Origin of the sequence: Serratia sp. CY33802 (assembly GCF_052169095.1) — a bacterium.
Classification (GTDB): Bacteria; Pseudomonadota; Gammaproteobacteria; order Enterobacterales; family Enterobacteriaceae; genus Serratia; species Serratia bockelmannii.
The window spans coordinates 234023-254112 of the sequence record NZ_JBJNLL010000002.1; the positions used below are offsets into that span (position 1 = coordinate 234023).

Annotated in this window: 19 protein-coding genes; 11 read left to right on the forward strand and 8 right to left on the reverse strand. The window is 60.9% G+C overall.

Going from position 1 to position 20090, the window contains the following annotated elements; genetic code table 11:
- Positions 1-2: 2 nt before the first annotated feature.
- From ACJ8HA_RS07645 to pdxR, 3 genes are all read right to left on the reverse strand, one after another.
- Positions 3-707 carry a GNAT family N-acetyltransferase gene (locus ACJ8HA_RS07645; protein WP_025302521.1) on the reverse strand — a complete coding sequence of 235 codons (705 nt, stop codon included), beginning with the start codon at positions 705-707 and terminating at the stop codon, positions 3-5.
- A 15-nt stretch (positions 708-722) separates the two neighbouring features.
- The gene (locus ACJ8HA_RS07650) at positions 723-1175 is read right to left on the reverse strand and encodes a GNAT family N-acetyltransferase (RefSeq protein WP_049295429.1); all 453 of its coding nucleotides are present in this window, start codon (positions 1173-1175) and stop codon (positions 723-725) included.
- A 115-nt stretch (positions 1176-1290) separates the two neighbouring features.
- Positions 1291-2805, reverse strand: coding sequence for a MocR-like pyridoxine biosynthesis transcription factor PdxR (pdxR, locus tag ACJ8HA_RS07655; protein ID WP_442515281.1), 1515 nt, complete (start codon positions 2803-2805; stop codon positions 1291-1293).
- A gap of 138 nt (positions 2806-2943) precedes the next feature.
- On the opposite strand from pdxR, the gene ACJ8HA_RS07660 reads away from it, so the two are divergent.
- The gene (locus ACJ8HA_RS07660; protein WP_089195792.1) at positions 2944-3708 is read left to right on the forward strand and encodes a GntR family transcriptional regulator; all 765 of its coding nucleotides are present in this window, start codon (positions 2944-2946) and stop codon (positions 3706-3708) included.
- Between the two features lie 4 nt (positions 3709-3712).
- On the opposite strand, the gene ACJ8HA_RS07665 is transcribed toward ACJ8HA_RS07660, so the two are convergent.
- Positions 3713-4732, reverse strand: coding sequence for an ADP-ribosylglycohydrolase family protein (locus tag ACJ8HA_RS07665; RefSeq protein WP_060447276.1), 1020 nt, complete (start codon positions 4730-4732; stop codon positions 3713-3715).
- 378 nt (positions 4733-5110) lie between these two features.
- Here ACJ8HA_RS07665 and phoP point away from each other — a divergent pair, with 378 nt between their 5' ends.
- The 3 genes from phoP to ACJ8HA_RS07680 all read left to right on the forward strand — a co-directional run bounded on the left by phoP (position 5111) and on the right by ACJ8HA_RS07680 (position 8451).
- Positions 5111-5782 (forward strand): two-component system response regulator PhoP, encoded by a 672-nt coding sequence (gene phoP / locus ACJ8HA_RS07670; protein WP_025302513.1) that lies wholly within the window; start codon positions 5111-5113, stop codon positions 5780-5782.
- A gap of 5 nt (positions 5783-5787) precedes the next feature.
- The gene (gene phoQ, locus ACJ8HA_RS07675; RefSeq protein WP_025160271.1) at positions 5788-7245 is read left to right on the forward strand and encodes a two-component system sensor histidine kinase PhoQ; all 1458 of its coding nucleotides are present in this window, start codon (positions 5788-5790) and stop codon (positions 7243-7245) included.
- Positions 7246-7329: 84 nt separating this feature from the next.
- A complete protein-coding gene (locus tag ACJ8HA_RS07680) occupies positions 7330-8451 on the forward strand; it encodes a ribosomal protein uL16 3-hydroxylase (RefSeq protein ID WP_033638200.1) in 1122 nt (373 codons plus the stop codon).
- Between the two features lie 41 nt (positions 8452-8492).
- Here ACJ8HA_RS07680 and ACJ8HA_RS07685 read toward each other — a convergent pair whose 3' ends face one another.
- Entirely contained in the window at positions 8493-9581 is a 1089-nt protein-coding gene (locus tag ACJ8HA_RS07685) for a malate/lactate/ureidoglycolate dehydrogenase (protein ID WP_049188248.1), read from the reverse strand.
- Positions 9582-9671: 90 nt separating this feature from the next.
- Positions 9672-10901, reverse strand: a complete 1230-nt coding sequence (pepT, locus tag ACJ8HA_RS07690; RefSeq protein ID WP_060447277.1) for a peptidase T — start codon at positions 10899-10901, stop codon at positions 9672-9674.
- 57 nt (positions 10902-10958) lie between these two features.
- Between pepT and ACJ8HA_RS07695 the strand changes: the two genes are divergently transcribed.
- The 6 genes from ACJ8HA_RS07695 (at position 10959) to ACJ8HA_RS07720 (ending at position 17183) form a co-directional block, all read left to right on the forward strand.
- Positions 10959-11231 carry a hypothetical protein gene (locus ACJ8HA_RS07695; RefSeq protein WP_141997848.1) on the forward strand — a complete coding sequence of 91 codons (273 nt, stop codon included), beginning with the start codon at positions 10959-10961 and terminating at the stop codon, positions 11229-11231.
- Positions 11232-11256: 25 nt separating this feature from the next.
- Positions 11257-12372, forward strand: a complete 1116-nt coding sequence (gene potA / locus ACJ8HA_RS07700) for a spermidine/putrescine ABC transporter ATP-binding protein PotA (protein ID WP_442515282.1) — start codon at positions 11257-11259, stop codon at positions 12370-12372.
- Entirely contained in the window at positions 12356-13216 is an 861-nt protein-coding gene (potB, locus tag ACJ8HA_RS07705; RefSeq protein ID WP_025302510.1) for a spermidine/putrescine ABC transporter permease PotB, read from the forward strand. The genes potA and potB overlap by 17 nt, the downstream gene beginning before the upstream one ends.
- The gene (gene potC, locus ACJ8HA_RS07710; protein WP_043141506.1) at positions 13213-13995 is read left to right on the forward strand and encodes a spermidine/putrescine ABC transporter permease PotC; all 783 of its coding nucleotides are present in this window, start codon (positions 13213-13215) and stop codon (positions 13993-13995) included. Before potB ends, potC begins: the two co-directional genes overlap by 4 nt.
- 218 nt (positions 13996-14213) lie before the next feature.
- Positions 14214-15773, forward strand: a complete 1560-nt coding sequence (locus ACJ8HA_RS07715; protein ID WP_442515283.1) for a PTS transporter subunit EIIC — start codon at positions 14214-14216, stop codon at positions 15771-15773.
- A 24-nt stretch (positions 15774-15797) separates the two neighbouring features.
- Positions 15798-17183, forward strand: coding sequence for a family 4 glycosyl hydrolase (locus ACJ8HA_RS07720; RefSeq protein ID WP_442515284.1), 1386 nt, complete (start codon positions 15798-15800; stop codon positions 17181-17183).
- 17 nt (positions 17184-17200) lie between these two features.
- Here ACJ8HA_RS07720 and ACJ8HA_RS07725 read toward each other — a convergent pair whose 3' ends face one another.
- Positions 17201-17911, reverse strand: coding sequence for a MurR/RpiR family transcriptional regulator (locus tag ACJ8HA_RS07725; RefSeq protein ID WP_025302506.1), 711 nt, complete (start codon positions 17909-17911; stop codon positions 17201-17203).
- A gap of 236 nt (positions 17912-18147) precedes the next feature.
- Here ACJ8HA_RS07725 and potD point away from each other — a divergent pair, with 236 nt between their 5' ends.
- Positions 18148-19191 carry a spermidine/putrescine ABC transporter substrate-binding protein PotD gene (potD, locus tag ACJ8HA_RS07730; protein ID WP_164062590.1) on the forward strand — a complete coding sequence of 348 codons (1044 nt, stop codon included), beginning with the start codon at positions 18148-18150 and terminating at the stop codon, positions 19189-19191.
- A 48-nt stretch (positions 19192-19239) separates the two neighbouring features.
- Here potD and cobB read toward each other — a convergent pair whose 3' ends face one another.
- Positions 19240-20076 (reverse strand): Sir2 family NAD+-dependent deacetylase, encoded by an 837-nt coding sequence (cobB, locus tag ACJ8HA_RS07735; protein WP_342093796.1) that lies wholly within the window; start codon positions 20074-20076, stop codon positions 19240-19242.
- Positions 20077-20090 lie beyond the last annotated feature (14 nt).

Consider the following 20090-nt stretch of genomic DNA (forward strand, 5'->3'; position numbering starts at 1 on the left):
TATTATTCGCCGCGCAACACCTGCAGCCGAGCTATCTGCCGCCCCTGCGCATCGAAGTTGTCCGCGCTCAGCCAGCGCGCCAGCGCCTGTCGTACCGTCGGCCACCGGTCGGCGGTGATGGCGAACCAGTCGGTATCCCGGCTGCGCCCCTTGACGATCACCGCATAGCGGAAGTTACCCTCGTAGCGAAAGCCAAAGCGCAGCGCAGCCTGGCGGGAGGGCGCGTTATGGCTGTCGCACTTCCACTCGCAGCGGCGGTAGCCCAGCGTGTCGAAGGCATAGCGCAGCAGCAGCGCGATAGCCTCGGTGGCGCTGGAGCGCTGTTTCATCAACGGCGACCAGCTGACGTGGCCGATCTCCAGCACGCCATTGGCCTCGTCGATGCGCATCAGCGCCACCGTGCCCACCGGCGCGTCGCTGGCGGCGTCGAACACCGTCAGATTAACCAGCGTCGGGTTGGCCTGCAGCGTTTCCAGATGCTGCAGCATCGCCGCCGGCGTATCGGGCCGCTCGATAGACAGATAGGTCCAGTCGCGGCCGTCCGGCGCCAGTTGAAACGCCTCGAACAGCGCGGCGTAATCCCGCTGCGGCTCGAGCGGCGCCAGCGAGCAGAAACGCCCGCCGAGCGTCGCGCCGCCCGGACGGCGAGCCGGCTGCCAATCCGGCATCGGTTCGCCAATCGGCTGACCATAACGATTCATTGCCATACACGCCTCCTGCGGTTAACGGGTATAAACGATAAACGAGCTTCTTCTGCCGATTTTGTCGTACAGCGAGCGCGCCGGCGCGTTGTACTCCTGGGTCATCCAGTAGACCCGATCGCTGCCGCGCGTCTCTGCCAATCGGTACGCCTGTTCGAACAGCTTTTCCGACACCTTATGGCCGCGCGCCTGCGGCGACACATAGAGATCTTCGATATAACAATAGCCGACTGCGCTCCAGGTGGACGGGTGGAACACCAGGTTCATCAGCCCCAGTAGCTGGCCGTTGGCATCCTCCGCCACCAGCCCGTACACCTGTTCATCCTGCCCCAGGCGTTCGTAGGTGCGATCGGTCACCTGCGGCGCGACATCGGCGCGGTAAAAGTCGAGATAGCCCTGCCAGAGCGCCAGCCATTGCGCTTTGTCGTCGCCATTGATTCTGCGGATAGTCACTTCAGGGTTTGATGGGTTCATAGCGCCTCACGGTGTAAGATATTATTTCCATTAGGGAAATAATCGGATAGCGGCAGAATACACCGCATGGCGGCGGTACAATACGGACCAATTCAAAACGCCGAGCAGACCAATTTTAGCCATCGCTTTCCACCGGCAGCGCGTTGAACACCTGCGCCAGCGTGGCGATAAAGCGCACGATCTCATCCGGCGTATAGGCCGAGAAGCCGAGCACCAACGCCCCGCGCTGCGGTGTGCCGGTGTAGAAGTCCGCCAGGCCGTACAGCCGTATCCCCCTTTCGGCGGCCGCCACCACCAGCCGCCGCTCCGTCGCCGCATCCGCCAACGGGCAAACCAGCTGCAGCCCGCCCTGCGGCAGCGCCGGACGCGTCCAGGCAGCAAGGTGACGATGCACCGCGTCGTACAGCACGTCCAGCCGCGCTTTGTACAGCGTGCGCATATTGCGCAGATGCTCAGCGTAGCCGCCCTCGTGCAGGAAGTGGAACAGCGTCATCTGCGCCAGCGCCGACGTGTAGCCGTCCTGAAACTGCCTGGCGGCGACCAAGGGCCGCACCAACTGAGGCGGCGCGATCATGAAACCGATGCGCAGCCCCGGAAACAGCGTCTTGCTGAAGGTGCCGATGTACAGCGTACGCCCGCCGCTGTCCAGTCCCTGCAGCGCCGCCTTGGTTTGCCGGTCGTAGTTGAACTCGGCGTCGTAGTCGTCTTCGATGATCCAGGCCCGGCAGCGCTGCGCCCACTGCAACAGCGCCAGCCGCCGCTCGAGGCTCAGCGAATACCCCAGCGGGTAATGATGGGACGGCGTGATGTAAACGCCCCGCCCGCCGCCCGAAGCCTGCATCAACTGCCCGACGTCCAGCCCTTGTTCATCGATGCCGATCGGCCGCGCCTGCAGCCCCGCCGACTGCACCAGTTTTTTTGCCCCCTGGTAACCCGGCTCTTCGACGAATACCGCATCGCCGGGATCGAACAGCACCTGCGTACACAGCGCCAACGCCTGCTGAGAGCTGGTGACCACGATCACCTGTTCCGCCGTCGCCTTGACGCCCCGCTCCCGCTGCAGATAGTGCGCGATCTCCGCGCGCAGCTCCGGCAGCCCTTGCGGATCGGCATACCCCAATAATCGCTCGCCGTGCCGCCGCAGCGCCTGCTTTTCCTGCCGCAGCCATTGCTCGATGGGGAACGCCCGCAGGTCCGCCAGCGAAGGCGTCAGCGAAGCCTGGCGGCAGGTGTGCGGCGTATGGCTGACCGCCAGCAGCGCCCGGCCGCGATCGCTCAGCTCGCGCTCCGCCAGCCGCGCCTCTTGCCCCGTCGCCGTCGTCAGCAGTTCACGGCCGAGCAGCGTGTCACTACGATAACGCACAAAGCTGCCGCGCCCCACCGTTCGGCTGATGAACCCCTCAGCCTCCAGCCGCGCGTAGGTCTGTTCCACCGTGTCGCGCGCCACCGTCAGCCGGGCCGCCAACGCACGGCTCGGCGGCAGCTTCGCCCGCCAGGGCAGTTCTCCGGCGGCAATCAGTTGCAACAGAGCCTGATGCAGCGCCGAGCGCCGGGTCAGGCCTTGTTGCCGCTGCTGCGCGAAGGCGGCCAGGATTGCCGCGTCATCCGCGTAGGGTGGGTGATCACTCATGGGCAGTCTGTTTCTCCGAGCTTAAGGCGATTGCACACTACTCTACCCCATTTCCCCTCTTGGCGGCGGCAGTTGCGCTGCCCGGCGAAATCCCCTTAAATAAGCCATCGCAATGCGGCTACAGGATTTCCGTCGGCTATGAGCAAGGAGACCAACCAGCGTCTGCTGGACAAACTGCAGCAGGATCTGGCCAGCGCGGGCGCGATGCCGCTGTATTTGCGCTTCAACGCCTCGGTGCGCCAGGCTATCGATCAAGGATTGCTGAATGCGGGGGATTTTTTGCCCAGCGAGCGCCTGTTCACCGAACGGCTCGGCATCTCGCGCATCACGGTACGCAAAGCGTTGGCCTGCCTCGAGCAGGACGGCCTCATCGGCCGTTCACGCGGTTACGGCACCTTTATCCAACTGCAACGGCCCGAACCGAAGCTGTTCTATTCTTTGGCAGACGTCAAAGGATTCTCGAGCGAGGTGTTACAGCAGGGGCGCCGGCCAGATACGCAATGGATCAGCCGCGAGCGGGTACCCGCCAGCGCTGAACTGGCTGAAAAGCTGCAGCTGGCGGCCGGAACGCCGATCTACACACTCAAACGCATTCACTTGATCGATCGGCGACCGATGTCGGTGGCGGTGTCCTACGTGGTGGCGGCGGCGATTGCCAACGTCGACGAGATTGGCATCTCGCTCTATGACTACTTCCGCCGCAATAACGTGGAGATGGGATCGCTGCGCAGCCAGGTCAGCGCGGCGATGGCCGACGACGACATCCGCCGGGCGCTGCAGCTATCAGAACCGATGCCGCTGCTGATCGTGCGTCAAACGCTGTTCGACCACAGCAAGAAGCCGATCGAATACAGCGAAAGCTTCTGCCGCAGCGACATGTACGAGTTTACCAGCGAAAGCTGATCCGTTATGCCTCGCCCTGCCGACGGCGGCGAAAGCGCACGAACGCCTGGGCATACGCCTCGACATCCAGCGGATTTACCCGCTGCAGCTCAGCCAGCAGCGCAGGATCCATCGCCTCGGCGCCGTTCAACGCACCGCAGACAGCGGTGGCCATCGCGCCGATGGTGTCGGTATCGCCCCCCAGGTTGGCGCACAGCACGGCGCAACGGGTAGGGTCGGTTTGCGCCAGCTGCACCATGGCCAGCGCCGCCGGCACCGACTCGATGGTGCTGACCCCGGCGCCGATCAGTTGATACACCCGCTCGGAGGCCTGCTCGGGATCGGCCGCTTCATCCACCACCTGAAACGCCAGCTCGATGCGCGCCGCCAACGAGGGGCTGAACGTCGTCTCCTGCCGGCGCTGGGCATACTCCGCCACGCCCGGCAGCGCCAGGCGAATCGAGGCCCAGTCCGCCCCTTCCACCGCCCGCGCGACGGCCCAGGCGATCGCCACGGCACCGGCGACGGCAATGTCAGATTTGTGCGTCGGGCTGGAGGCCAGCCACACCTGCTGACAGAAATCCTCCAGCGGCGCGGAAGGCAGCACGCAGCCTAAAGGCGAAATGCGCATCGCCGCACCGTTGGTGATGCCGTTGTTTTCCAACTCGGCGATTGGCGTTCCCGCTTTCTGCTCGCTCAGCGCCAGTTTGGAACTGGGGCCGAGAATGTTCTTGTTGAAGGCATCAAAACTGTCCACCCAGCGGATCACGTTGCGAGCGATCAACTCTGGCACCACCTCGCCTTTCGCTTCCCGCAGCGCATCGGCCAGCGCTAACGCCATCGCGGTATCGTCGGTATATTGCCCGGCCTTGAAGTAGCAGGCGGCCGAGTTCTCCGCCGGCCCATCAAGGAAACCGTCTATCCAACCGAAATGGCGCTTAACCCGCTCGCGCGGCCACAGCTCGGAAGGCATGCCGAGCGCGTCGCCCAGCATCTGTCCGTAAAGTGCGCCCGCTATGCGTTCTGCCTGGGTTAACTGCTTCATCCGTCGCTCCTGAGAAAATATGCCGATACCTCGATAATACCTTATTAGTACCTTTAAAGCTTATCAAGCGCCCCGGTTCACATTTTGCTTTCGCGACAATGCCTGGCGCGTTTAAGTTGCGTTTAACGTTGCCCCGTCGCTGTTTATCCGACGTTTATCAGAACTTGTCGATAATGTCGGCGAACAAATTGATAACGCTTATTTTAATACATTGCTTCGGTTCTCTTGCGAGCCGGGCGGGTTATACCTACCATAGCCTCAGCACTTTTTGTCAAAATGGTTCAGGTGGCCGCGTTATCCCCTGACACGCCGCAGAGCGTGTTCCCTTTTATCGCGTGGGTGACAGGACGTTCACCCGCACAGTCACAGGAGTTCGCCATGCGAGTACTGGTTGTTGAAGATAATGGTTTGCTGCGCCACCACCTTTCCGTTCAGATGCGCGAGATGGGCCATCAGGTCGACGCGGCCGAAGACGCCAAGGAAGCCGATTATTTCCTGCAGGAACACGCGCCGGATATTGCCATCGTCGATCTCGGCCTGCCGGGCGAAGACGGCCTGAGCCTGATCCGCCGTTGGCGCGCGCACCAGACCAAACTGCCGATCCTGGTGCTGACCGCCCGCGAAAGCTGGCAGGACAAAGTGGCGGTGCTGGAAGCCGGCGCCGACGACTATGTCACCAAGCCGTTCCACCTGGAAGAAGTGATCGCCCGCATGCAGGCGCTGATGCGCCGCAACAGCGGCCTGGCTTCGCAGGTGATCGTGCTGCCCCCGTTCCAGATCGATCTGTCGCGCCGCGAACTGAGCGTCAACGATCGGCAGATCAAGCTGACCGCTTTTGAATACACCATCATCGAGACCCTGATCCGCAACGCCGGCAAGGTGGTGAGCAAGGATTCGTTGATGCTGCAGCTCTACCCGGACGCCGAGCTGCGCGAAAGCCATACCATCGACGTGCTGATGGGACGTTTGCGTAAAAAGGTGCAGGCGGAATACCCGCATGAAGTGATCACCACGGTACGTGGCCAGGGTTATCGTTTTGACGCGAAGTGAACATGATGTTCAACAAGAATAAAAAACCGTTTTCGCTGCGCGCCCGCTTCCTGATGGCGACCGCCGGGGTGATCCTGGCGCTGTCGCTCTCTTACGGTTTGGTGGCGGTCGTCGGCTACATCGTCAGCTTCGACAAGACCGCCTTCCGCCTGCTGCGCGGCGAGAGCAACCTGTTCTTCAGCCTGGCTCAGTGGAAAGACAACAAGCTCACCATCGCCATCCCCCCCGATATCGATCTCAACTTCCCGACGCTGGTCTTTATCTACGACGATAAGGGCAACCTGCTCTGGAGCCAGCGCAAAGTGCCGGAGCTGGAGAAGCTGATCAACAAGGAATGGCTGGAAGAGTCCGGCTTCTACGAAATTGACACCGATACCCGCATCAGTAGCGAAGTGCTGGGGGATAACCCCAAAGCGCAGGATCAGCTGAAGAATTATGACGATACCGATCAGAACGCGCTGACGCACTCGGTGGCGGTCAACACCTATGCCGCCACGGCGCGGCTGCCGGCGTTGACCATCGTGGTGGTCGACAGCATTCCGCAGGAGCTGCAGCGCTCAGACGTGGTGTGGGAGTGGTTCAGCTACGTGCTGCTGGCCAACCTGCTGCTGGTGGTGCCACTGCTGTGGCTGGCGGCCTACTGGAGCCTACGGCCGATCAAGGCGCTGGTCAATCAGGTGGGCGAACTGGAGAACGGCGAACGCGATCAGCTGGATGAGAACCCGCCCAGCGAACTGCGCGGCCTGGTGCGCAATCTGAACATTCTGGTGCGCAACGAGCGCCAGCGCTACACCAAATATCGCACCACCCTGTCGGATCTGACCCACAGCCTGAAAACGCCGCTGGCGGTGCTGCAAAGCACCCTGCGCTCGCTGCGCAGCGGCAAGCAGACCACCATCGAAGAAGCCGAGCCGATCATGCTGGATCAGATCGGGCGCATCTCTCAGCAAATCGGTTACTACCTGCACCGGGCCAGCATCAACTCCGGCCAGACGGTGCTGACGCGCGAGATCCACTCGGTGCCGGCGCTGCTCGACAGCCTGGTGGTGGCGCTGAACAAGGTTTACCAGCGCAAAGGGGTGGTGATCACGCTGGATATCTCGCCGGAAGTGACCTTTATGGGCGAGAAGAACGACTTTATGGAAGTGATGGGCAACGTGTTGGAAAACGCCTGCAAATACTGCCTGGAGTTCGTGGAAATCACCTCGCTGCACTCAGAGAAAAATCTCACCATCGTCATCGACGACGACGGCCCGGGCATCCCGGAAAGCAAGCGCCAGCTGATCTTCCAGCGCGGCCAGCGGGTGGATACCCTGCGCCCCGGCCAGGGCCTTGGCCTGTCGGTGGCGGCGGAGATCATCGAGCAATACGACGGCGAAATCGTCATCAGCGACAGTCCGCTCGGCGGCGCGCGCATGCAGGTCACCTTCGCCCGCCAGCACGACACCCACCACAACGAGTAAATTATGCCGCTGCGGCCCCGATCCACGGGGCCAAACTTCCGTTATAATCGCACTCAGGCTCACTCCTCTATCCTGGAATAGAACATGGATTATCAATTAGATCTGGACTGGAACGATTTTTTGCAACGCTATTGGCAAAAGCGTCCGGTGATTCTGAAGCGCGGCTTCAAAAACTTTATCGATCCGATCTCCCCGGATGAGCTGGCCGGGCTGGCGATGGAAAACGAAGTGGACAGCCGCCTGGTCAGCCACCAGGACGGCCGTTGGCAGGTTGCGCACGGCCCCTTCGAGAGCTTCGATCACCTGAGCGAAAACAACTGGTCGCTGCTGGTGCAGGCGGTGGACCACTGGCATGAGCCTTCCGCCGCGCTGATGCGCCCGTTCCGCCAGTTGCCGGACTGGCGGATGGATGACCTGATGATCTCCTTCTCGGTGCCGGGTGGCGGCGTCGGCCCGCACCTCGATCAGTACGACGTGTTCATCATTCAGGGCACTGGCCGCCGCCGCTGGCGCGTCGGGGAAAAAACGCCGCTGAAACAGCACTGCCCGCACCCGGATCTGCTGCAGGTCGAACCGTTCGACGCCATCATCGACGAAGAGATGGAGCCGGGCGACATTCTCTATATTCCGCCGGGCTTCCCGCATGAAGGCTACGCGCTGGAAAACGCGCTCAATTACTCGGTGGGCTTCCGCGCGCCGAACGGCCGCGAGCTGGTGAGCGGCTTCGCCGATTACGTGCTGGCGCGCGAGCTGGGCAGCAAACGCTACGGCGATCCGGACGTTAAACTGCGCGAACACCCGGCGGAGATCCTGCCGCAGGAAGTGGACGCCTTACGGCAGATGATGCTGGATCTGGTGCAACAGCCGGAACACTTCCAGCACTGGTTCGGCGAGTTCATCTCCCAGTCGCGCCACGAGCTGGATCTGGCGCCGCCGGAGCCGCCGTATCAGGCCGGGGAAATCTACGAACTGCTGCAACAGGGTGAAGCGCTGCAGCGCCTGGGCGGGTTGCGCGTGCTGCGCGTCGGCGATCGCTGCTTCGTGAACGGCGAACTGATCGACACCGACCAGCTGCAGGCCGCAGACGCCCTGTGCCAAAACTTCAGCGTCGATGCCGCCCTGCTCGGCGACGCGGTGGACGACCCATCGTTCCTGGCGCTGCTGACCGCGCTGGTCAACAGCGGCTATTGGTACTTTAACGACTGATTGCGAGTACGCGAACAAGCCGCCCTATCGGGTGGCTTTTTTTATGCCTGCCGCGCCTGCGCGCGAAAGCCGGCCAGCGCTTCATTCGCCATGCCCGCCTGCTCCGCCGCCGCGCAAATCTGCCGCCAGGTATTGGCGTCTATCGGTATGCCCTGCTCCAGCCGCGCCGCGCGGTTGGCCTCTTCCCATTCTCCCGGCACCGCGATCGGCTGTTCGCCGCTCGGCGGCGACGCCTTCACCCAGCCGATAAACGCTTCGGCCTCGGCCTGCATTTGCGGGGCGTCGAAGGCCTGAGGATCGAGGATCAGGGTCGTCATGCAGTTGAAGATGGCGTCGCTGTCGGCTTTCAGCGTAGCGTCGTGGGTGGTGCGGCCGCCGGAGAGCGCGCCGCCGAGGATCTCGCACATCGCCGCCAGCGCATAGCCTTTGTGCAAGCCGAACGGCAACAGTGACCCGAACGGCGCTTCGTGCATCACCTTCGGTTCGGTGGTGGGTTGCCCGTGTTCGTCGATCAGATAGCCCGGCGCCACCGACAAGCCTTTGTTATAGGCCACCCGAGTCTTGCCGAAGGCGATGCCGCTGGTGGCGAAATCCAACAGCAGCGGCGTGCGGCCCGGCCGCGGGAAAATGGCGCAGAACGGGTTGGTGCCGAAGCGGCGATCGCTGCCGCCGAACGGCGCCACCATCGGATCGCCCACCACGTTGACGAAGTGAATCGAGATAAAACCGGCGCGGGCGCACTGCTCCGCCCAATGGCCGATGCGGCCGATATGGTGCGCATTGTGCAGCGCCACCGCTGCCAGGCCCAGCTTGCCGGCGCGTTCAATGCCCAGCGCCATCGCTTCGCTGGCCACCACCTGGCCGAAGCCGCGCGCGCCGTCGAGCGTCAGCACCGCGCCAGCGTCGCGCACCACTTCGGCGTGCTGATTGAGCTGTAATTGCCCCTGCGCCAACGACGCCATGTAGCTGGGGATCATGCCGACGCCGTGCGAATCGTGCCCGGCCAGATTGGCCTGCACCAGATGATCGGCCACCAGCTCGGCTTCGCGCGCCGTACTGCCGGCCTGGCGCCAAATCGCCTGAACGAACTGCGCCAAATGCGGGCTGGCGATACGGTATTCGGTGCTCATCATGCGGTCCTTATGCGTGGGGAATGTACCTCCACACTATGAGCAACGCCTTGTTGCGGCAAGCGATTATGCCGATCGCAAGCGTCCCGTTTACCGCGCCCGCTCGGCGGCCAGCGCCGCGATGCGCATGATCACCGCCACCGCTTGCTCCATGCCTTCCAGCGTCACGAACTCGTGCTTGCCGTGGTAGTTGTAGCCGCCGGTGAACAGGTTCGGGCACGGCAGGCCGCGGAACGACAGCTGCGCGCCGTCGGTGCCGCCGCGGATCGGTTTCATCACCGGTTCGATGTCGCAGTCGCGCATCGCCTGCTGCGCCAGCGCGATCACGTGCGGGTGCTCCGCCACCTGTTCGCGCATGTTGTAATAGCTGTCTTCGATGCTCACTTCGATATAGCAATCGCGCGGCAAGCCTTTGCCGACCTCGTGGGCGATGTCCACCATTTTGCGTTTGCGCGCCTCGAACCCCTCGCGCTCGAAGTCGCGCAGGATATAGTGCATTTCGGCGCGCTCTACGCTGCCCTTGATGCTGCTGAGGTGATAAAAGCCCTGGTAGCCTTCGGTGGTCTCCGGCGCTTCGTCCGCCGGCAGCGCCTGATGAATGCGGGTGGCCAGCGACAGCGCGTTGACCATCACGCCCTTGGCGCTGCCGGGGTGCACGCTGTTACCGAGGATTTTGATCGTCACCGAGGCGGCGTTGAAGTTCTCGCACTCCAACTCGCCGACGCCGCCGCCGTCCACGGTGTAAGCCCATTCGGCATTGAAGGCCGCCACGTCGAACAGCTGCGCCCCTTTGCCCACCTCCTCGTCCGGGGTGAAGGCCACACGGATGTCGCCGTGCGGGATTTTGCGCGCGCGCAGGCGCACCATGGCGGTGAGGATCTCGGCGATGCCGGCCTTGTCGTCGGCGCCCAGCAGCGTTTTGCCATCGGTGGTGATCAGCGTCTGCCCCAGCATCTGGTGCAGGATCGGGAACATCACCGGCGACAGCACTTCATCACCGATGCCGAGCGCAATGTCGCCGCCGCGATAGTTCTCGACGATCTGCGGATTGACGTGTTTGCCGCTGAAATCCGGCGAAGTATCCAGATGGGCGATAAAACCGACCGCCGGCACCGGCCAGGCGACGTTACCCGGCCAGGTGCCCATCACGCAGCCGTGTTCGCTGAGCGACACCCGCTCGAAGCCGAGCGCGATCATTTCCTGCTGCAACGCACGCGCCAGCTTCAACTGCCCGTCGGTGCTCGGCACATGCTTTACGTTCGCTTTGGACTGGGTGTCGAAAGAGACGTAGTTGAAAAAGCGGTCAAGTAATTTGTCCATGGTAGCGGCCCCTCAGAATATCGCGTTTCATTATGCGGAACCGATCAGGATCAAATATTGCGTCAGGTCATTTTTAACCAGAATTCGCCAATATCATTAATCTTTGTGATGATTTCTGAGAGGAATAATGCTGTCATCACAGGGTCATTTGTCGCTATCATGATGAAAAACGCGGCATCTGGGCCGGATCGGCTTTCAATTCCGGCATTCAGCGTCTATCATGCGCGCTCGAAAAATTTCCATTGGCGTAACTGGTTTGAGCTTCATTTGATCAGCGGGCATCCCGCAAGCTCCGGCAGTCTTTTCCAGTTGCGGTTCTATCTGCATTAGCCCACGGGATAGAGTAATACGATAAATGACTGAGACATCCTCTCCGACTCCCCTTGTTGAACTGCATGCCCTGAGCAAAGCGTTCGATGGCAAAACCATCATTGCCGATCTGGATCTGACGATTAATCACGGCGAATTCCTCACCATTCTCGGCCCCTCCGGCTGTGGCAAAACCACGGTGCTGCGCCTGATCGCCGGTCTGGAAGACGCCGATCGGGGCCGCATCGCGCTCGACGGCCAGGACATCACCGCCATTGCGGCCGAGCATCGCCACGTCAACACCGTGTTTCAGAGCTACGCTCTGTTTCCGCACATGTCAGTGTTCGACAACGTCGCCTTCGGCCTGCGCATGCAAAAGGTGCCGGCGGCGGAACTGACGCCGCGCGTCGAAGAGGCGCTGCGCATGGTGCAGCTGGATGCGTTCGCCAAACGGCGGCCGGGCCAGCTCTCCGGCGGCCAACAGCAGCGCGTGGCCATCGCCCGCGCGGTGGTCAACAAGCCGAAGGTGCTGCTGCTGGACGAATCGCTGTCGGCGCTGGACTACAAGCTGCGCAAACAGATGCAGAACGAGCTGAAGGCGCTGCAGCGCAAGCTAGGCATCACCTTCGTGTTCGTTACCCACGATCAGGAAGAAGCGCTGACCATGTCGGACCGCATCGTGGTGATGCGCGAAGGCCGCATCGAACAGGACGGCACGCCGCGTGAGATCTACGAAGAGCCGAAGAATCTGTTCGTCGCCAGCTTCATCGGCGAGATTAACATCTTCGACGCGGTGGTTTTGGAGCGCCTCGATCCGCAGCGGGTACGCGCCAACGTCGAAGGCCGCGAGTGCGACATCTACGCCGATCTGCCGGTGGAGACAGGCCAAAGGCTGAAGGTGCTGCTGCGCCCGGAAGATCTGCGGGTGGAAGAAGTGAACGACAGCGCGCAGCACGACGGGCTGATCGGTTACGTGCGCGAGCGCAACTACAAAGGCATGACGCTGGAGTCGGTGGTCGAGCTGGAGAATGGCAAAACGGTGATGGTCAGCGAGTTCTTCAACGAAGACGATCCGGACGTCGATCACTCGCTCAACCAGAAGATGGCGGTGACCTGGGTCGAAAGCTGGGAGGTGGTGCTGGCCGATGAAGAAATCGCGTAAAGTCTTCCAGAATGTGGTGATCGTCGGCGTCGTCGCCTGGCTGCTGCTGTTCGTGTTCATGCCGAATCTGATGATCATCGGCACCAGCTTCCTGACCCGCGACGACGCCAATCTGGTGCAGATGGTGTTCACGCTGGATAACTACCGGCGCTTGTTCGATCCGTTGTACGCCCAGGTGCTGCTGCACTCGCTGAACATGGCGCTGATCGCCACCCTGTGCTGCCTGGTGATTGGCTATCCGTTCGCCTTTATCCTGGCGCGGTTGCCGCAGAAGGTGCGGCCGCTGCTGCTGTTTCTGCTGATCGTGCCCTTCTGGACCAACTCGCTGATCCGCATCTACGGCCTGAAGCTGTTTCTCAGCACCCGCGGCTATCTCAACGACGCGCTGCTGTGGATCGGCGTCATCGACAAGCCGCTGCGCATCATGTACACCTCGGAAGCGGTGATCCTCGGCCTGGTGTATATCCTGCTGCCGTTTATGGTGATGCCGCTCTACTCCAGCATCGAAAAGCTCGATAAGTCTTGCCTGGAGGCGGCGCGCGATCTCGGCGCCAGCAAGCTGCAGACCTTTATCCGCATCATCGTGCCGCTGACCATGCCGGGCATTATCGCCGGCTGCCTGCTGGTGGTGCTGCCGGCGATGGGGCTGTTCTTCGTCGCCGATCTGATGGGCGGCGCCAAGAATCTATTGATCGGCAACGTGATTAAAAGCCAGTTCCTCAATATCCGCGACTGGCCGTTCGGCGCGGCCACCAGCATCTGCCTGACGCTGGTGATGGGGCTGTTGCTGCTGGTCTATTACCGGGCCGCCCGCCTGCTGAACAAGAAGGAGGATCTGGCATGATCGGACGTCTGCTACGCGGCGGCTTTATGACGCTGGTATACGCCTATCTGTATATCCCGATCGTCATCCTGATCGTCAACTCCTTCAACGCTTCGCGCTTTGGCATCAACTGGCAAGGATTCACCACCAAGTGGTACGCCACGCTGCTGAATAACGACAGCCTGCTGCAGGCCGCGGGGCACTCGCTGACCATGGCGGTGCTCTCCGCTACCTTCGCCACCCTGATCGGCTCGCTGACCGCGGTGGCGCTGTACCGCTACCGCTTCCGCGGCAAGCCGTTCGTCGGCGGCATGCTGTTCGTGGTGATGATGTCGCCGGACATCGTAATGGCCATCTCGCTGCTGGTGCTGTTCATGCTGCTGGGCATTTCGCTCGGCTTCTGGTCGCTGCTGTTCTCGCACATCACCTTCTGCCTGCCGTTCGTGGTAGTGACCGTCTACGCGCGCCTGAAAGGCTTCGACGTGAAGATGCTGGAAGCCGCGCGCGATCTCGGCGCAAGCGAGTTCACCATCCTGCGCAAAATCATCCTGCCGCTGGCGATGCCGGCGGTGGCGGCCGGTTGGCTGCTGAGCTTTACCCTGTCGATGGACGACGTGGTCGTCTCCTCCTTTGTCACCGGGCCGAGCTACGAGATTTTGCCGCTGAAGATCTACTCGATGGTGAAAGTCGGCGTCTCGCCGGAGGTCAACGCGCTGGCCACCATTTTGCTGCTGCTGTCGCTGGTGCTGGTGATCGCCAGCCAGTGGGTGATGCGCGATCGCTCGCCCAAGGCAGAATAATCCTTCCCGCCGGGCGCTGCCGCGCCCGGTTGTGATCCCCTTCACAACCGGCACCGGTTGTCACTCAGTGACCATCGGTGCCTATTTCCGCCCCGCCGATTGCAGCGGCGAAAACTTCCCCCTATAACTGAATCCAAGCAAGGTGCCTTATTTTTTCTCGCTTTCAGGGAGTTTATTCAGCAACGTCGTCATCCATTAAAATATAAAAAGGAACTGCCATGAAAGGTATTATCGATAATATCTTAAACAAGCTGCAGCTTTTCTCCAAAGCTATGATGGGGCCGATATTTTTCCTGCCGGTAATCGGTCTGATTCTGGCGCTCAGTTCTATTCTTACCAATGCCACATTAATCAATGAACATTCCGCCGCCTTCTCTATCGGTAAAATGATCGGCGATACCTTCTGGCCGTTATTCGGCAATCTCGGGCTGATTTTCTGTATCGGTATTACCTACGGCCTGGCCAAAGACAAGAAAAGCGAAGCGGCGCTGGTCGCGGTGATGTGCTTTATCATGTTCCTCGGCGCCAATTCGTCTTATCTGCAATTCAGCGGCCACGTCGCGGCCAAGATCAACGGTGAGTATTACGGCACCGGGCAAACGGAACTGCTGGGATTTACCGTGGTAGATATGGGCATTTTCCTCGGTCTTATCCTCGGCGTCACGATTGCCTGGGTGCATAACCGCCTGTGCAACGTCGAACTCAACGGCGTGTTCTCGGTCTACGGCGGCGCCAAGCTGGTGCTGATTGCCATGACGCCGATCATCATGCTGTACGCCGTCGCCTTCAGCTACCTGTGGCCGGCTATCTCACAGGGCCTGATCGCGCTTACCGGCTTTATGAAAAGCGCCGGCTCGCTCGGGGTATTCGTCTACGGCTTCTTCGAGAAATTTCTGATCCCCACCGGGCTGCACCACTTTATCTGGTCGCCGTTCCAGCTCACCAGTATCGGCGGTTCGATCGTACAAGACGGCCAGACCGTCTCCGGCTCGCAGGCGATTTTCCTGGCCTACATGCGCGACCCAAGCATCTCGCCGCTGATGAACGAGGCGCTGCGTTTCTCGCAGCAAGGGATGGTGACCATCTTCGGCCTGTCGGGCGCGGCATTGGCTTTCTATCACACCGCCAAACCGGAAAAGAAAATGCTGGCCAAGGCGATTCTGATCCCGGCCATCACCACCTCGATCCTGGTCGGCATCACCGAGCCGATAGAGTTCACCTTCCTGTTTATCTCTCCGCTGCTGTGGGTGATCCACGCCGTGTTGACCGCGCTCTCGCAGGTAGCCTGCAACCTGTTCCAAGTGCGCCCCTGGGGCGCCAGCGGGCTGGTCGAGTTCCTGGCCTACAACCTGCCACTGCCGGTCTCCCTCACCCGCTGGCCGCTGTATGTGGTCATCGGGCTGGTGCAGTTTGCGGTGTATTACCTGGTATTCAAAACGCTGGTGCTGAAGCTCAATCTGAAGACGCCGGGCCGTGAAGATGATCAGGACGTCAAACTCTATTCCAAACAGGATTACCGGAACCGCAAAAATACCCCGGACGAGCCAAGCGGCATCATTATTCGCGCGTTGGGTGGCAAGGAAAACATTATTTCCGTCGATAACTGCTTTACCCGGCTGCGGGTGGAATTAAAGGATATGGCGCGGGTGGATGAGGCCGCGTTGAAAAGTACCGGCGCCAAAGGCGTGGTGAAGAATCGCCGTGAAGTGCAGGTGATTTACGGCGTCACGGTCGGCAAGGTCAAAAATCAGGTAGAGAAATATTTAGCGGCACTCTAACGCTTTATTAATGGGAGATATCGAATGAAATTAACCGTTCTCGGCGGCGGCGGCGTGCGTTCCCCGTTCCTCGCCAAATCCATCGCCTATAACGCCCATCGCATCGGCATTACCGAAGTGGTGTTTATGGATACCGATGAGCGCCATCTGGCGATCTACGGCGCCCTCGCGCAGGGCGTATTCCAGCGCATTCGCGGCGACATTGCTTTCAGTCTCAGCAGCGATCCGCACCAGGCGCTGCAAGGCGCCGATTACATCATCACCACCCTGCGCATCGGCGGCGAGGAAGGCCGCATCCATGACGAGCGCATCGCGCTCAATCACCAGTTGCTCGGGCAAGAAACCACCGGCGCCGGCGGCTTCGCCATGGCGATGCGTTCGATTCCGGCGATCCTCGACTATTGCCGCCTGATCGAGCAGGTTTCCTCGCCGGACGCGGTCCTGTTCAACTTCACCAATCCTTCCGGCATGGTGACCGAGGCGATCATCAAATCCGGCTTCCAGCGCCGGGTCTACGGCATCTGCGACGCCCCCAGCGAGTTTATCCGCGAACTGGCCGAGCTGCTGGACTGCCGCGAAGACCAACTGAGCGTCGACTGCTTCGGCCTCAACCATCTTTCCTGGTTCCGCAATGCGCGCGTCAACGGCGAGCCGGTCACGGAACAGTTGCTGGCGGATCCGCGCCTGTATCGCGATACCTGCATGAAATACTTCTCGCCGGAGCTGGTGGCGCTGTCAGACAATTTGATGCTCAACGAGTATCTCTACTATTACTACTACCGTGAGCAGGCGATCGCCGCCATCGTCGCGGGCGGCGAGACCCGCGGCGAACAAATCGCGGCGATCAACCGCCAAATGCTGTCAGAGTTAGGCGAGCTGGACATCCCCCACCAGTTGGAACACGCCTTCTCTGTCTACTTCAGCCATTATCTGCAGCGCGAAAACTCCTACATGCAGCGCGAGTCCAACCAGGGCAAGGTGAAAAAACGTGAGATGCTGACGCTGCAACAGTTTATCGAGCAGCCGGACAGCGGCGGCTATGCCGGGGTGGCGATCGACATTCTGGAGGCGGTCAACAGCGGCCGGCAAAAACGCGTAGTGGTATCGATGCAAAACCGCGACACGCTCGATTTTCTGCACCCGGAAGACGTGATCGAAATCAGCTGCGAATTAAGCAGCGCCGGCATTCAGCCGGTAAAAATGCGCGATATTCCCGACACCCAGAAAAACCTGATTTCGCAGGTGAAAGAGTACGAACGGCTGGCGGTGGCGGCGATCCTGACCGGCAACCGCCAACTGGCCATCAAGGCGCTGATGGTGCACCCGCTGGTCAACTCCTACTCGCTGGCGAAAACGCTGGTGGAGGAGTACCTGCTGGCCCACCGTCAGTATGCCAGGCACTGGCGCTAAACGGTGCGATGCGGCCGTCAGCGGCCGCGTCGTTCAAACCAGGCGGTGATCACATTCTCGAATCCCAACAGACAGTGGCCGAAAAATGGGTTGGGATAGTAGATATCGTGATCGTATTTTTGCCGATCCTCAAACAGAAAGGTCATATCGGCCTGCTGCGCCAGCGGGCTGTCGCCGTCGCCGCAGAAGGCCGCCAGCAGAATGTGATTACGCTTCACCGCCTCGCTCCAGCTCAGCGCCGAGCCGCTGTTGCCCGACTTTGAAATCACGATCACCATGTCGAAGCGAAAGCGCGTCTCGCGGTCAAGAATGTCGAAATCCGGCCACAGCGACAGGTAACTGTCTACGCCCAGCGTCATAAACTTGTTGTACATATACTGCGCCACCAGCTGTGAAAAACCGCTGCCGTGGATCAGGATCTTGCCGCTGTCGAGCAGATCGAGAAACTGCGCCTGCTGGGCCGGCGGTGCCGCCGACGTAGGGCGTTCCACCTGGTAGGCCGGCGCCATCGTCAGGTTGAACTTGATGAAATAGACCAGTTCGAGATAGCCGCGAAAGCCCAGCTTTTTAGCCAGCCGCACCAGCGTCGAGGGGGAACTGTAGCAGCGTGCGGACACCGCGCGGATGCCGTCGTCGATGCAGGCGTCCGGGTTGTCGAGAATGCAGTGCAAAATCGTCAGATCCGTCTTGCTGAGCTCCGCCTGGCTGAAGACCTGTTTGAAATTCATCGCCGCCCTCGTTTATTCGCCAAAATTATTGTTTCGCACGCGCTTCACCGCCTGTCCAGCGCGAGACACACAAATTGTGATGCGCTTTAAGCCGCCGAACCCCTTGATTTGCCAACGGGATAACCGCCTTTACCCACCCCGCCCCGGCCCCTATAATGGCCCCTTTCTGGGGTATGGCGCGGCCGAAAACGGCAGCCCATACGGGTTCGGCTCACTACTGCTGAAGGATACGCTGCATGAAAAAGTGGTCACATCTGCTCGCAGCCGGGATGATGGCGCTGAGTTTCTGCTCTGCAAACGCCTCTGACGGCAAGACACTGTACTTCTATAACTGGACTGAATACGTCCCGCCGGGGCTGCTGGAGCAGTTCACCAAGGAAACCGGCATCAAGGTGATCTATTCCACCTATGAATCCAACGAAAGCATGTACGCCAAGCTGAAAACCTACAAAGACGGCGCGTACGATCTGGTGGTGCCTTCCACTTACTTCATCGCCAAGATGAGCAAGGAAGGCATGCTGCAAAAAATCGACAAGAGCAAGCTCAGCCACTTCAAGGATCTCGATCCCACCCTGCTGAACAAGCCGTTCGATCCCAACAACGACTATTCCATTCCTTACATCTGGGGCGCTACTGCCATCGGCGTTAACAGCGACGCGCAAGATCCCTCTACCGTTACCGCCTGGGCCGATCTGTGGCAACCGCAGTACAAGGGCCGCCTGCTGTTGACTGACGACGCACGCGAAGTGTTCCAAATGGCGCTGCTCAAGCTGGGCTATTCCGGTAACACCACCGATCCGAAGGAGATCGAAGCTGCCTACCACGAACTGCAAAAATTGATGCCAAACGTGCTGGCCTTCAACTCCGACAACCCGGGCAACCCGTTTATGGAAGGGGAAGTCAACGTCGGCATGGTGTGGAACGGTTCGGCCTTTGTGGCGCGCCAGGCCGGCACGCCGCTGGAGATCGTCTGGCCGAAGGAAGGCGGGATCTTCTGGATGGACAGCCTGGCCATTCCGGCCAACGCGCGCAACGTCGAAGGGGCGCTGAAGCTGATCGACTTCCTGCTGCGGCCGGAAATCGCGGTGCAGGTGGCGGAGACCATCGGTTACCCGACGCCGAACCTGGCGGCGAAGAAGCTGCTGTCGCCGGAGATCGCCAACGACCTATCACTCTATCCGGATAAGGCGGTGATTGAGCACGGCGAGTGGCAAAACGACGTCGGCGACGCCAGCACGCTGTACGAAAGCTACTTCCAAAAGTTGAAAGCCGGGCGCTAATACGCCCCGCCATCCCACCAGGGCGCGCAGTGCGCCCTGATGCCTTTCTCAGGGCCTGTCGGCCCGCGCCACCTTGCCCACCAGAAACTTGTGCACAAAACGCGGCACCACTTCACTGGCCAGACCGTAGTGTTTCTCGTCGAACTGGCTTTCCACCTGACTCGGCTCCAGGTTCAGCTCCATCGCATAGGCGCCGCCCAGCCGCGCCTCATGCACGAACCCGGCCGCCGGATAGACGTGGCCGGAAGTGCCGATGGCGACGAAGAAATCGGCCTTGCTCAGCGCCTGGTAGATGTCGTCCATGCCCAGCGGCATCTCGCCGAACCACACCACGTGCGGCCGCAGCGGCGCCGGGAACTGGCAGCAATGGCAACGATCGTCGACGCTGAGATCGCCGGGCCATTCGAACACCTGCCCCGACTGGGTGCAGCGCACCTTCAGCAATTCGCCGTGCATATGCAACACCCGCTTGCTGCCGGCGCGCTCATGCAGGTTATCGATGTTTTGCGTGACCAGCAGGAAGTTGTCTCCCAGCCACTCTTCCAGATCCGCCAGCGCGCGGTGCGCGGCGTTCGGGACGATCTCCTCCATCTGCAGCTGACGGCGGCGTTCGTTGTAAAACGCCTGCACCAGCGCCGGATCGCGCTGGAAACCTTCCGGCGTGGCGACGTCCTCCACCCGGTGCTCTTCCCACAGCCCATCCGCGGCGCGGAAGGTGCGAATGCCCGACTCGGCCGAAATGCCGGCCCCGGTCAACACCACCACAAACGGCTTTTTCAGCTCTGCCGCCGCCATGGTGTCACGGTGAAAAATACGTGACCGAAAGCGCTGATGCAGCACATGCTTACTCTTGCGAAACTGACACAGCCGATGGCGAGTGTGCATTAACTCTCTCCTTA

What these genes read in the sequence shown, in the direction of transcription:
- ACJ8HA_RS07660 (WP_089195792.1), top strand. Translation starts at nt 2,944, where the DNA reads ATGAGCAAGGAGACCAACCAGCGTCTGCTGGACAAACTGCAGCAGGAT.
- ACJ8HA_RS07650 (WP_049295429.1), bottom strand. Translation starts at nt 1,175, where the DNA reads ATGAACCCATCAAACCCTGAAGTGACTATCCGCAGAATCAATGGCGAC.
- ACJ8HA_RS07680 (WP_033638200.1), top strand. Translation starts at nt 7,330, where the DNA reads ATGGATTATCAATTAGATCTGGACTGGAACGATTTTTTGCAACGCTAT.
- potD (WP_164062590.1), top strand. Translation starts at nt 18,148, where the DNA reads ATGAAAAAGTGGTCACATCTGCTCGCAGCCGGGATGATGGCGCTGAGT.
- ACJ8HA_RS07665 (WP_060447276.1), bottom strand. Translation starts at nt 4,732, where the DNA reads ATGAAGCAGTTAACCCAGGCAGAACGCATAGCGGGCGCACTTTACGGA.
- phoP (WP_025302513.1), top strand. Translation starts at nt 5,111, where the DNA reads ATGCGAGTACTGGTTGTTGAAGATAATGGTTTGCTGCGCCACCACCTT.
- ACJ8HA_RS07645 (WP_025302521.1), bottom strand. Translation starts at nt 707, where the DNA reads ATGGCAATGAATCGTTATGGTCAGCCGATTGGCGAACCGATGCCGGAT.
- ACJ8HA_RS07715 (WP_442515283.1), top strand. Translation starts at nt 14,214, where the DNA reads ATGAAAGGTATTATCGATAATATCTTAAACAAGCTGCAGCTTTTCTCC.
- phoQ (WP_025160271.1), top strand. Translation starts at nt 5,788, where the DNA reads ATGTTCAACAAGAATAAAAAACCGTTTTCGCTGCGCGCCCGCTTCCTG.
- potA (WP_442515282.1), top strand. Translation starts at nt 11,257, where the DNA reads ATGACTGAGACATCCTCTCCGACTCCCCTTGTTGAACTGCATGCCCTG.
- pepT (WP_060447277.1), bottom strand. Translation starts at nt 10,901, where the DNA reads ATGGACAAATTACTTGACCGCTTTTTCAACTACGTCTCTTTCGACACC.
- ACJ8HA_RS07720 (WP_442515284.1), top strand. Translation starts at nt 15,798, where the DNA reads ATGAAATTAACCGTTCTCGGCGGCGGCGGCGTGCGTTCCCCGTTCCTC.
- potC (WP_043141506.1), top strand. Translation starts at nt 13,213, where the DNA reads ATGATCGGACGTCTGCTACGCGGCGGCTTTATGACGCTGGTATACGCC.
- ACJ8HA_RS07685 (WP_049188248.1), bottom strand. Translation starts at nt 9,581, where the DNA reads ATGAGCACCGAATACCGTATCGCCAGCCCGCATTTGGCGCAGTTCGTT.
- ACJ8HA_RS07725 (WP_025302506.1), bottom strand. Translation starts at nt 17,911, where the DNA reads ATGAATTTCAAACAGGTCTTCAGCCAGGCGGAGCTCAGCAAGACGGAT.
- potB (WP_025302510.1), top strand. Translation starts at nt 12,356, where the DNA reads ATGAAGAAATCGCGTAAAGTCTTCCAGAATGTGGTGATCGTCGGCGTC.
- pdxR (WP_442515281.1), bottom strand. Translation starts at nt 2,805, where the DNA reads ATGAGTGATCACCCACCCTACGCGGATGACGCGGCAATCCTGGCCGCC.
- cobB (WP_342093796.1), bottom strand. Translation starts at nt 20,076, where the DNA reads ATGCACACTCGCCATCGGCTGTGTCAGTTTCGCAAGAGTAAGCATGTG.